This window comes from Psychrobacter sp. KCTC 72983, assembly GCF_014280455.1.
Lineage (GTDB): Bacteria > Pseudomonadota > Gammaproteobacteria > Pseudomonadales > Moraxellaceae > Psychrobacter > Psychrobacter pacificensis.
This window is the reverse complement of the sequence record NZ_CP060390.1, coordinates 1,307,299-1,319,853: the sequence shown is the minus strand read 5'-3', so window position 1 is coordinate 1,319,853 and position 12,555 is coordinate 1,307,299. Positions and strand designations below refer to the sequence as shown.

Sequence of the window (12,555 nt, the reverse complement as noted above, 5' to 3'; positions counted from 1 at the left end):
CACTCAATAAAAATAGGATGTACTTTCAATGGAATACGACAATCAGTTACAGCGCATAAAAGACGGTTCAGGGTTTATCGCTGCGCTCGACCAAAGTGGTGGCAGCACACCAAAGGCTTTAGAGAATTACGGCATCAGCGGCGATGAGTATGAGAATGATGAGGCCATGTTTGATTTGGTGCATGAGATGCGTGCCCGTATCATGACGTGCGACTGTTTTGACAATGAGCGTGTGCTTGGTGCGATCTTATTTGAAGATACCATGGAGCGTGACGTCAATGGTAAGTCGACCGCCAACTATCTGTGGGAAGACAAGCAAATCGTCCCATTTTTGAAGGTAGATAAAGGTTTGGCGGAGCAGATGAGCGGCGTCCAAGTCATGAAGCCGATGCCTAATCTAGACCTGTTGCTAGATAAAGCCAAGAACTATCCAGTATTTGGTACCAAGATGCGCTCAGTCATTTATGAGCCAAATGTCGATGGTATTGAGCTCGTTGTACAGCAGCAGTTTGATGTGGCCAAGCAAATCATCTCAAAAGGCTTGATGCCAATCGTTGAACCAGAGGTCAATATTGATAGTGCCCAAAAGCATGATTGCGAAGTGCTATTAAAAGCCAATATTTTGCGTAATCTGGAACGCTTAAATGACGAACAGCAAGTAATGCTCAAGCTGACATTGCCCGAAGAAGCAGGATTTTATCAGGAACTGGTCGACCATCCAAAAGTGCTCAAAGTCGTGGCGCTATCTGGTGGTTATAGCCGCACTGATGCGTGCGCGAAGCTCAAACAAAACCCCGGTATGATTGCCAGCTTCTCGCGCGCCTTTACCGAAGGGTTGAGTAAGCAGCAAAGCGATGAAGAGTTTGCCGATACCATCAATACGTCGATTGAGGAGATTTATCAGGCGTCGAAGGTTTGATATTACTAAATACATAAACTAAAAAAGCCCAAACCTGATAGTCAGGTTTGGGCTTTTTTATTATAGTAAAAAGCTTATACCTCTTTGTATAACTGGCGTCCTTCCTTGTTGTATTTTTCCATCATCTCAGCCATGCCTTGACGGACTTCTTCAGCACTGGCTTCGCCTACTTGTCCGACCAGTTCTGTATCGACTTTTTTGATCAAATGATCATCATCGCTCAAGTCGCCTGATTGCGGCGTCACTTTTTGGTTGGCGGCATCTTTGTCCAGTCCTGCTGCATACTCACGCACGTTTTGCGTGATTTTCATGGAGCAAAACTTCGGACCACACATAGAGCAAAAGTGTGCCGATTTATGCGCATCTTTTGGCAAGGTCTCATCGTGATATTCGCGCGCGGTATCAGGGTCGAGCGCCAGATTGAACTGATCATCCCAGCGGAATTCAAAGCGCGCTTTGGATAGCGCATTATCACGCGCCTGTGCACCAGGGTGACCTTTGGCAAGGTCGGCGGCGTGTGCAGCGATTTTATAGGTAATAATGCCGTCTTTGACGTCTTTTTTGTTTGGTAGCCCTAAGTGCTCTTTTGGTGTGACATAGCATAGCATCGCGGTACCAAACCAGCCAATCATCGCCGCACCAATCGCACTGGTGATATGGTCATAACCAGGGGCGATGTCAGTCGTTAATGGGCCCAAGGTATAGAAAGGCGCGTCAGCACACAGCTCAAGCTGCAAATCCATATTTTCTTTGATACGGTTCATCGCCACGTGTCCAGGGCCTTCGATCATCACCTGTACGTCGTGCTCCCATGCCACTTTGGTCAATTCACCAAGCGTACGTAGTTCGCCAAACTGCGCCTCATCATTGGCATCTTGCAAGCAGCCGGGGCGTAGGCCATCACCTAGACTGAACGCCACATCGTATTGCTTCATAATCTCGCAGATATCTTCAAAATGCGTGTATAAAAAGCTCTCTTTGTGATGCGCCAGACACCACTGCGCCATGATAGAGCCGCCGCGTGAGACGATACCTGTCAAACGCTTTGCGGTGAGCGGTACATAGCGGAGCAGGACGCCTGCGTGAATGGTAAAGTAATCCACACCTTGCTCGGCTTGCTCAATCAAGGTATCACGGAATATCTCCCACGTCAGATCTTCAGCGACGCCATCGACTTTTTCTAAGGCTTGATAAATCGGTACGGTACCAATCGGCACAGGAGAGTTGCGGATTAGCCATTCACGAGTTTCATGAATGTGATTGCCCGTCGATAAATCCATGATGGTATCCGCGCCCCAACGCGTGGCCCATGTCATTTTGGAGACTTCTTCATCAATCGATGAGCCGAGCGCTGAGTTGCCGATATTGGCATTGATTTTTACCAAAAAGTTGCGCCCGATAATCATTGGCTCAGATTCAGGGTGGTTGATGTTGTTGGGGATAATTGCACGTCCAGCGGCTACTTCATCACGGACAAACTCAGGGGTGATAATTTTGGGCATATTGGCACCGAAGCTCTCACCCTCATGTTGACGCATGTCAGTCAGTTCATGCTGCTTTTGCGTCTCACGTATCGCAATATATTCCATCTCAGGGGTAATGATGCCGCGACGCGCGTAGTACATCTGAGTGACGTTTTTCCCTGCTTTGGCACGGCGCGGTTTGTCAATATGAGCAAACCTGAGGTTGGCAGTACTGATGTCACGAGCACGCGCTTGCCCGTACGAGCTAGATAGACCGCTTAGTTGCTCGGTATCACCGCGCTCGGCGATCCAGTTTTCACGCAGTTTGGGTAGACCGCGGGTCAGATCAATCTCGACATTGGGGTCAGTGTACACGCCTGAAGTATCGTACACATAAAAAGGCGGATTGTGCTCGCCATCCTTATCACCCGTACCGCCAACTGGCGTATCCGTTAAGCTGATTTCACGCATCGGTACTTGAATATCAGGCCGTGAGCCTTCGATATAGACTTTGCGCGAGGCGGGTAGGATACGGTGTAAGTCGCGCGCGTCTTCTTCAAAGCGTGCATCACTGGCGGCGCGGTGGGCAGGTGTCTTTAGCGCGTCGGCTTTTTTATCGGCTTTGGTGTCTGATACGAGAGGTATGTTATCGGCTGGGTTGTGCGTTTGGACTTGTGATGGCGCTGAGGCACTGTCTAAAGAGGCATTGTCAAAAGAGCTGCTGTTTGAAATAGTCATATGCTGTCCTAGCGTGTTGGTTTTTGAATAAAAGCAACACCGCCAGTAGCTGCGGGGCAAACACTCGTCATTCAGACAAATTTATATTATCAACACCTAACAGCGAGCAAAGAAATTGTCGCGGTTAATGGTCATCAAATAGTGGACGCCGCTTTCTATCTTCTCTCGTTATCTACGTATGCGGCGTGCATCGTTAGACAATAGCGATGATAAAAAAGTATTTTTACGCGTCCGTTGTCATCAATAACAACGTGCTTAAGACTTCCCTGCGTCGGTACTAACCGCATCAGGTTCGGCGGGTGATCTCTCAGCGAATGTAGATAGGTGGCTACTTTTATCAATGTTTAACTATAAACGTTTAATAAAGTAGGCCAATGCTACATCGCACCCCGAGTCTGTCAGTGTTGTAAATCTTCTTCATACTAACAAAATTCTGCGTTAACGGCTAATGGAATTTGGATGAAAATATCAGGCGCTTATTTTGCTATTTAGCATGGATACAAAGAACAGGAGTTATTGATAGTAATTAAAATTCCTTGATATTACTGATACTTAGAGGCGATTGCTAAATATTGTGTAAAGCGAATGCAGGATTTGAGAGGTTGTCATTAAACTGTCATAAAGATTTGGCAAGATAACGCTCATATCACAAACAATGCTTTTTTATATCGTTGTTAAATTTTAGGAGTCCTACATGCGTTATTCGTTATTAGCAGTGGCCGTTAGTTGTACATTAATGCTTACGGCGTGTAATAAGTCAACAGAGACGGCAGAACCAGCTGCTGATACGACCAGTAGCGCCGCTACCACGGCTGAAACCACCACGCAGACTCAGGCAACGCCTTCTGCTGACACGGGTTTCAAATCTGCTGAAAACATCGCCATGAATATCACAGGTGCAGGCGCATCATTCCCGCAGCCGATCTATGCCAAATGGTCTTCTGACTATAACGCTGCCACAGGTGGCCAAGTCAACTATCAATCTATTGGCTCATCTGGAGGTATCAAACAAATCCAATCAAAAACCGTCGATTTTGGTGCTTCTGATGCGCCATTGACACCTGAAGAGCTTGAAGAATCTGGTCTTATCCAGTTCCCAACCGTGATTGGTGGCGTTGTGCCAATCGTTAACATCGATGGCGTTGAGCCAGGTCAGTTGAAGCTAGATGGTGAAACCTTAGCCAATATCTATCTGGGTAAAATCAATAACTGGAATGATCCTGCGATCAAAGCCTTGAACCCAGATTTGACTTTGCCAGATGCCGCCATCACCACAGTATTCCGCTCAGACGGTTCAGGTACGACGTTTAACTTTACCGATTATCTCGCCAAGGTATCACCAGATTGGAAAGACAGCGTTGGTGTTGATAAAACGGTCAAGTGGCCAACCTCTGCGACTGGTGCAGGTGGTAAAGGTAATGAGGGCGTCTCAAGCTACGTCAACCGCATGAAAAACTCTATCGGCTATGTGGAGTATGCCTACGCCAAGCAAAACAACATGTCACATGCCGCGCTTAAAAATGCCGCGGGCAATATCGTGCAGCCATCTGCTGAAACCTTTGCCGCCGCTGGTGACATCGATTGGTCACAACAAGAAGGCTTTTATAAAGTCATCACCAACTCTGAGACGGATCAAGCATGGCCAATCGCTGCTGCTACTTTCATCTTAGTACACAAGCAACCAGAGAATCCTCAGCAAGTCGCTGGCGTGTTGAACTTCTTTGACTGGGCGTATACCCAAGGTGATGATGATGCCATGGCGCTAGACTATGTCCCATTCTCTGATACAGCAGTGGCTCTATTCAAAGAGAAATGGAATGAGGTCAAAGGTAGCGATGGACAGCCAGTTTATAAGCCAGCGCAATAAACGATCTGTACAAGCTGCTTAATGACTTTTTGATTTCCTCTTAAGCCACTATTCTCCGGTAGTGGTTTGAGAGGTTTTATCACAGCAAATTTGACCAAAACACTAATCGCTATATTTCACGATAATCATTAGTCAAGTTGCGTTTGCTGTCATAAAACGAAATGAACACCCTGATTTTTTGAATTCACCCATTCAATGCTGAGACACTTATGACAGACTTAAGGTCCCAACTGGCTAAACAAAAACGTTACGACGCTTTATTTGTCAATTCTACCAAAGCGTTTGCCATACTCGTCCTCCTATCGTTAGGGGGCATTTTGGTGTCTCTGATTGTTGGGGCGTGGCCGAGTATCCAAGAGTTTGGTCTGGGGTTTTATAGCAGTAATAATTGGGATACGGTTGCCAATGAGTACGGGGCACTCGCGCCTATTTATGGCACCTTGGTGACGTCATTTATCGCGATTGTTATCGCTGTACCAGTCAGTTTTGGTATCGCGATATTTTTGACCGAAATGTGTCCAAAGTTCCTCAAAAAACCGCTTGGCATTGCCATTGAGCTGTTGGCAGGTATTCCTTCTATCATTTATGGGATGTGGGGCTTGTTTGTCTTTGCGCCTTTCTTTGGTGAGCATATTCAGCCATGGTTTATTGAGCATGTGGGCCCGCTACCGATCATCGGTAAGCTGTTTACAGGCGCACCCATGGGACTAGGGATGTTTACCGCGTCCTTGGTACTTGCCATCATGATTATCCCTTTTATCGCTGCCACCATGCGTGATGTTTTCTCTGTGGTGCCAGATCTACTCAAAGAGTCGGCCTACGGTATGGGTGCGACGACGTGGGAAGTGATGTTCAAGATTATCTTGCCTTATACCAAAGCGGGTGTCGTTGGCGGCGTGATTTTGGGACTGGGTCGTGCGCTCGGTGAGACCATGGCAGTGACTTTCTTGATCGGTAATGCGTTCAATATCAGCCCAAGTCTATTTACTTCTGGTGTGACCATCACCTCAGCATTGGCCAATGAGTTTGCCGAAGCGTCAAGTGAGCTGCATCTAGCATCTTTACTACATCTGGGCTTAATCTTGTTTATTATCACCTTCATCGTGCTGTCGTTGGCCAAACTGATGCTCATGCGCATGGATTACAAAGCAGGTAACCGATAAGCCTAAGCATGGTTATTGGATCTCGATTGATATTGATAAAAGATATGGGAAATAAATAGTATGGCTGCTAACAATGCGATGAATGCGCCCATGACCACCAAGCCAAGCAGCGTGGGGCGTTACAACAAGAGTCTGTACAACAAACGTCGCTGGATGAATAAGCTGGGTTTGGGGTTTGCCATGTCAGCCATGGTGTTTGGCTTATTTTGGTTATCATGGATCTTGGTGACGCTGTTTATTGAAGGCTTCCAAGGCATGGTGCAGCTGCCAATTTTTACCGCTGACACGCCACCGCCGATGAGTCCAGGTGGTTTGCGCAATGCGATCGTGGGTTCTGCCATGCTGGCGTTTTCAGGGTTGTTCATCGGCGCACCCATCGGGCTTATGACTGGTATTTATTTGTCTGAGTTTTCTAGAGGCAGTATGCTTGGCCAAGTGACGCGCTTTTTGAACGATATTTTATTATCGGCACCATCCATTGTCATTGGTCTGTTTATATATGCTTTAATGGTCAAAGGTCAAAGTTTCTCTGGTTGGGCAGGCGCATTGGCATTGGCATTGATTGTCATTCCAGTCGTCGTACGTACCACAGAGAATATGCTGAATCTGGTACCCAATAGCTTGCGCGAAGCGGCTTATGCACTTGGCACGCCCAAGTGGAAAATGGTGACGCAAGTGACTATCAAGGCTGCCAAAGCGGGACTGACGACAGGGGTACTTTTGGCTTTTGCTCGTATCACTGGTGAGACGGCGCCATTGCTATTTACCGCCCTCAATAATCAGTATTTCAGTACCGATATGGGTCAGCCAATTGCCAACTTACCCAATACCATCTATCAGTTTGCGATGAGTCCTTATGATAACTGGCATACATTGGCGTGGGCAGCGGCGCTACTGATCACAGCGTCGGTCTTGGTATTGAATATTCTGGCAAGATTTATTGGCAATCGAGGTCAGGTCAAATAAAGGCCGATATTGCTGCACAGATACCAAGCATTTACTTATACTTATATGAAATACACTAAGCTAGGTTGGATAATATTATGAATGATGTCGTAAGCAAAACCCGCACAGAAAAAACGGCTGATCGCTTTAACAGTACAACAGACAGCTTGTTAAATAGAACCACGTCTCATAGTGCGCAATCGCAGCAACCCAATACCGCTGACTTCACCAAGCAAAGTATTCATGATATGCCCAAAAACATGCCCAAAGCAAAAATGGAAGTCCGCGATCTTAACTTTTACTACGATGATTTTCAGGCATTAAAAAACATCAATATCGATATCGCAGAAAAGAAAGTAACGGCGTTCATTGGTCCATCAGGTTGTGGCAAATCGACGCTGCTACGTACCTTTAACCGCATGTATGATCTGTATCCAGGAATGCGTGCAGAGGGCGCTATCAACCTTGATGGGCGCAATATTTTGGGCAAAGACATCGATGTCAATTTGCTACGCGCGCAGGTCGGTATGGTATTTCAAAAGCCAACCCCGTTTCCCATGTCGATCTATGACAATGTTGCCTTTGGTGTCAAACTCTATGAAAAGCTCAGCAAAGACGAGCTGGATCATCGCGTGGAGTGGGCACTAAAAAAATCGGCGCTATGGCCAGAAGTGAAAGACAAACTAAAAGCATCCGGCCTGTCACTATCAGGTGGTCAGCAGCAGCGTCTGTGTATCGCTCGTAGTGTCGCAACCAAGCCTGAAGTATTGCTGCTCGATGAGCCAACGTCTGCGCTTGACCCTATCTCGACGGGCGCTATCGAAGATCTGATAGAAGATCTCAAAAATGACTATACCATCGCCATTGTTACCCACAACATGCAGCAAGCGGCGCGGGTATCAGACTATACCGTCTATATGTATCTAGGCGATATGATCGAGATGGGTGAGACTGATCAGATCTTTACCAAACCTACCCAAACTGCGACAGAAGATTATATTACTGGTCGCTATGGTTAAGATTGATTGTGCCAAGCAAAGGCACACGAGATGGTTCACTGAGCTATCTCACTCAATAAGATTACGGCACGACTAAAATATAGATTTCAGGGAATACCTCTCATGCAAAGTGATAAGCATATCTCCAAAAGTTTTGACCAAGATCTTGATGAAGCCATCCGTCTGTTTTTGTACATGGGTGATAGTGCTGCCAACCAAGTGGCCAAAGCGATTCATGCACTTATTGATAGAGACGAGACACTGGCGCAAGAGGTCATCGAGATGGACTTTGATATCAACCGAATGGAGGTTGAGCTCGATGAACATATCTTATTGCTGGTTGCTAAGCGTCAACCTGCCGCAGGAGATTTGCGTTTAGTCATGTCGATCAGTAAAGGCGTGGTAGATTTGGAGCGTATTGGCGATGAGGCGGTAAAAATCGCGAAAATGGCCAGCAGAATCGCGGCACAAGGCAAATCCTCTTACGGTTATGCTGAAGTACAGCATTTGAGTAATCAAGTACGGGTGATGCTTAACAATTCGCTAGAAGCGTTTAGCCAATCAAATGCTGAATTGGCGTTTGAAGTCATGCGTAACGACAGTGTGGTCAATAGTGAATACCAAACGGCCATTCGAGCACTGATGACTTATATTATGGAAGACTCTAGACAAGTCTCAAAAGTCATCAATATCATGTGGATTTTGCGCTCGCTTGAACGTATCGGCGATCATGCTCAAAACGTGGCCGAACTTGTCATCAACTATATCAGTGGCCAAGACGTGCGTCACTCTGACTACTCAATGGTCGAAAAAGCAGTACAAGAGGCCAATGATCGCTTAGCCGCTCGTCAAGTGAGCACGATGTCAGTCGACGACTACGAAGCTTTAGAAAGTAATGACGACTGATAACGCAGACAAAATAGTCTTCTTACGTAAAAAACGCGCTTACTATAGCGCGTTTTTTTATGGATGTAATACAGTGGTCTCAGCCTAGCTTTCTGGCGTCCAGCCTTGGGCGCGCTCATAGTCTTCATTATTCAAGAACTTATCACGCTGCTCGGTCAAGAATTTTTTGGCTTCAGGATCCATCATACTCAAGTGGTTCTCATTGATGAGCATGGTTTGATGTTCTAGCCACTCTTTCCATGCCTTGTCAGAGACTGTTTCTTGTAGCTCTTGGCCTTTTTTGTTAGGGAAGGGCGGATGGGGCATTTTTGGTAGTTCTTGCTTGTATTTGCGGCAAAACACGGTATTGTCTTGGGGATTAAAAGTCTCAGTCATCAGGCGTTCCTTATTTATTATATTAGGGCGTGTCATCAATTAGCCTATTCAGTCATTTAGCGGTCTTAAAATGGCTAAATCTTGTCAAACATCGTCAAAAACTTTGTGAATATACCGATATTCTCTGCAGTTTTTTCCTTGTTTGACTACCATTTATCTTATTTTAAGCCTCGCTATCTAAATGATGACATGCCCTAGCAGGCAAGTTAAATAATCGTATGAGTCTATGATAACGGTCTTGGTCAATTTAGCAAAGGGTATCTCGTGTCTCTTAACCAACAGACATCAATCTACAAGGCGTCATCCGTACATTCTACTTTTTTTCTGCTTTTATTGTTGCTGGTTTCATATGACGCCGAATGAGGCTGCGCGAAAAAGCGCGAATAGCGAATGGTTAATGAAATAAAAACACCCGCATCAATAGCGGGTGTCAGATATATAGCGATAAGTTAGCTCTGGCTGAAAAGGGTCTGATTAGGCAAAGGCTTTTAAGCGAGCACGGCCACTGACCACTGCTTGCTTGACTTGGTTTGGCGCAGTACCGCCCAGATGGTCACGAGCGTCGAGTGAGCCTTCTAGCGTGAGATAGTCAAAGACATCCTCACCGATGGCATCACTGAATTGTTGCAATTGTGCCAATGATAAGTCACTGAGATCAACGCCTTCTTTAATGCCTAGTGCAACCGCATTACCCACGACTTCATGCGCATCACGGAACGCAACGCCTTGACGGACCAGATAGTCTGCTAAGTCAGTGGCAGTAGCATAGCCTTTCATTGTCGCAGCACGCATACTTTCTTTGTTTGGGACGATGTTGGGCAGCATATCAGCAAAGGCAAGTAGTGAGCCTGTCAGCGTGTCAACACAATCAAACAAAGGCTCTTTGTCTTCTTGATTGTCTTTGTTGTAGGCGAGTGGCTGGCTTTTCATCAGGCTGAGTAATGTCATCAGCTGACCAAAGACACGCGCCGCTTTACCACGTACCAATTCTGGCACGTCAGGGTTTTTCTTCTGCGGCATGATTGATGAGCCAGTACAGAAACGATCCGGTATCTGCACAAAGTTAAACTGCGCTGACATCCACAGAATAATCTCTTCACTCATACGTGACATGTGCATCATCAAAATAGAAGCGGCGGAGGTAAACTCAATCGCAAAATCACGATCTGAGACCGCATCGAGCGAATTTTGACAAATACCTTCAAAACCCAATAGCTCAGCGGTGATAGTACGATCAATCGGGAACGTCGTGCCAGCGAGTGCGGCGCTACCAAGGGGCATTTGATTGATACGGCGGCGGGCGTCAATCAAACGCTCGGTATCGCGATACAACATCTCAAACCACGCCATTACATGGTGACCAAAGCTGACAGGCTGGGCGGTTTGTAAATGCGTAAAACCAGGCATAATGGTATCGGTATGTTGATCAGCCAGGTCAAGTAAGCCACTTTGTAAGCGTATGAGCAGCTCGATAATATTATCGGTTTCTTCACGTAACCACAAACGAATGTCAGTCGCGACCTGATCGTTACGGCTACGACCCGTGTGTAGTTTTTTGCCAACAGCGCCTATAATATCAGTGAGGCGTGATTCGACATTCATGTGCACGTCTTCGAGGGCGATTGACCAGCTAAACTCACCTGCTTCGATCTCGCGTAATACTTGATGAAGGCCGTCGATAATGGTGGCTACTTCATCAGCAGTCAAGATATCGCATTCTTTGAGCATCGTTGCATGGGCAATCGATCCTTGAATATCGTGACGAGCAAAGCGTTGGTCGAAGCCGACAGAGGCGGTAAAGGCAGCCACGAAGCTGTCCGTCGCTTCACTGAAGCGTCCGCCCCACATCTGCTGGCCCTGAGTGCTGGTAGGGCTGTTTTGTGCATCTTTGTTTGTTACTGAGACATTCGTGCTAGAATCAGCAACAGATGAACTTTTACTTGATTCAGGATTACTAAGGTTTGAAGAATTGGCGTTCATATTGGTACAAGACAAGTCAAGAGAGTAAGAACTCAAGTATAGCAAATGATGAGGTTGCCTTACTAGCTACGCGCTTAGAGTTTTTTATTCCAAAACTCATGGAGATCATGAGGCCTTTGCAGTGGCTGACATATATTGCTTTTTGGTCGCTGTTTCTCACAGTGATTGAGCGGCATGGTCTGTCCAGTTGGTCGGACTTTATCATCAAGCTTGTTGCGCGAACCATACAAAACGGTTTGACCGTTATACCTGCATTATATTTGGTAGATTATCTGCGCCCTGTCTTCAAAAATGCCAGTATTCCTAGTGTGAGTGTGTGTATCGTCATGCTCATGATGTTTGCCGCTACGGTATCCATGGCTTTAGTCGTTTTGGTTTTGATTAATATGGGTTTGATGGAATATGATCGTCAAGCTTTTATGACCAATCTGTTTTTCAATACCGTACTGACGGGCGGTTTTACCATTGTATTTTTATTATACTTTTTGCGTAGCCATCGTGAGCTTAATGCGCTCAAGCTATCGTTTGAATACAAATTGACCGCACAGAATGACTTAATAAAAGCCCGCACCGCGCCGCACTTTTTCTTTAATACCATTAACACACTGGTCTCACTCATTGAGTCCAATCCGTCAAAAGCCTCTGCTTTATTACAAAACGTTTCGGTCTTATATCGTGCCAGTTTTAGCGGCGAACGTGAGATTAGCTTTGAAGAGGAAGTGGCGCTCTGTGAGCATTATCTAGCGATCGAGTCTAGCCGTTTGGCAGACAAACTCGAGGTCCATTGGGATTTGCCTGATGAAGATATTATGTATGATATGGTGATTACGGCGTTAACCTTACAAAGCGTACTGGAGAAAATGCTACTCAATGTGGTTGAGATGACCACTGAAACCATCCATTTTAATATTAAAGTCACTTGGGAGCAGCACAGAGTAACTATACAGATCGACGTCGAACTTCCCACAAAGACCTTAATCATTAACCATGATTTGCGTCAGCATATGGATTTTTATATTCAAGCGGATCGATTACGTGCGTACTTTGGTCAAAGTGCTGATATCCAAAGCACAGTTACTGGTAACCACATCACTACCATTATTGACTATCCCTTACAAGATGTCAGTTTATAATCTTTCCTCTTTTACCGTTTTTCATTATGTTCTCAGACACTATATTCTTATTATAAGATGTTGTGGCA

Annotated in this window: 10 protein-coding genes and 1 riboswitch; of the genes, 7 read left to right on the top strand and 3 right to left on the bottom strand. The window is 45.9% G+C overall.

The genetic code is table 11. The features are described from left to right. The first annotated feature begins 28 nt into the window (after positions 1-28). Positions 29-919 carry a fructose bisphosphate aldolase gene (locus PSBA01_RS05620; protein WP_058023584.1) on the top strand — a complete coding sequence of 297 codons (891 nt, stop codon included), beginning with the start codon at positions 29-31 and terminating at the stop codon, positions 917-919. 74 nt (positions 920-993) lie between these two features. Here the strand turns inward: PSBA01_RS05620 and thiC are convergent, their stop codons facing one another. Beyond that, entirely contained in the window at positions 994-3,120 is a 2,127-nt protein-coding gene (gene thiC, locus PSBA01_RS05615) for a phosphomethylpyrimidine synthase ThiC (RefSeq protein WP_223334314.1), read from the bottom strand. A 246-nt stretch (positions 3,121-3,366) separates the two neighbouring features. After that, positions 3,367-3,522: riboswitch (TPP riboswitch) on the bottom strand. A 292-nt stretch (positions 3,523-3,814) separates the two neighbouring features. Between thiC and pstS the strand changes: the two genes are divergently transcribed. The 5 genes from pstS to phoU all read left to right on the top strand — a co-directional run bounded on the left by pstS (position 3,815) and on the right by phoU (position 8,999). Next, positions 3,815-4,987 carry a phosphate ABC transporter substrate-binding protein PstS gene (pstS, locus tag PSBA01_RS05610; RefSeq protein ID WP_071002586.1) on the top strand — a complete coding sequence of 391 codons (1,173 nt, stop codon included), beginning with the start codon at positions 3,815-3,817 and terminating at the stop codon, positions 4,985-4,987. A gap of 209 nt (positions 4,988-5,196) precedes the next feature. Further along, positions 5,197-6,150, top strand: coding sequence for a phosphate ABC transporter permease subunit PstC (pstC, locus tag PSBA01_RS05605; RefSeq protein ID WP_186475299.1), 954 nt, complete (start codon positions 5,197-5,199; stop codon positions 6,148-6,150). A gap of 153 nt (positions 6,151-6,303) precedes the next feature. Further along, on the top strand, positions 6,304-7,116 hold the full coding sequence (gene pstA, locus PSBA01_RS05600) for a phosphate ABC transporter permease PstA (RefSeq protein ID WP_416383516.1): 813 nt from the start codon (positions 6,304-6,306) through the stop codon (positions 7,114-7,116). A gap of 77 nt (positions 7,117-7,193) precedes the next feature. Continuing rightward, the gene (gene pstB, locus PSBA01_RS05595) at positions 7,194-8,114 is read left to right on the top strand and encodes a phosphate ABC transporter ATP-binding protein PstB (protein WP_186475298.1); all 921 of its coding nucleotides are present in this window, start codon (positions 7,194-7,196) and stop codon (positions 8,112-8,114) included. Between the two features lie 102 nt (positions 8,115-8,216). Next, entirely contained in the window at positions 8,217-8,999 is a 783-nt protein-coding gene (gene phoU, locus PSBA01_RS05590) for a phosphate signaling complex protein PhoU (RefSeq protein WP_186475297.1), read from the top strand. An 84-nt stretch (positions 9,000-9,083) separates the two neighbouring features. Here phoU and PSBA01_RS05585 read toward each other — a convergent pair whose 3' ends face one another. Continuing rightward, positions 9,084-9,374: an oxidative damage protection protein gene (locus PSBA01_RS05585; RefSeq protein WP_186475296.1), complete on the bottom strand. Its 291-nt coding sequence runs from the start codon at positions 9,372-9,374 to the stop codon at positions 9,084-9,086. 474 nt (positions 9,375-9,848) lie between these two features. Next, on the bottom strand, positions 9,849-11,222 hold the full coding sequence (argH, locus tag PSBA01_RS05580) for an argininosuccinate lyase (protein WP_186475451.1): 1,374 nt from the start codon (positions 11,220-11,222) through the stop codon (positions 9,849-9,851). A gap of 239 nt (positions 11,223-11,461) precedes the next feature. Between argH and PSBA01_RS05575 the strand changes: the two genes are divergently transcribed. Further along, positions 11,462-12,487 (top strand): histidine kinase, encoded by a 1,026-nt coding sequence (locus tag PSBA01_RS05575; RefSeq protein ID WP_228724648.1) that lies wholly within the window; start codon positions 11,462-11,464, stop codon positions 12,485-12,487. Positions 12,488-12,555: the final 68 nt, after the last annotated feature.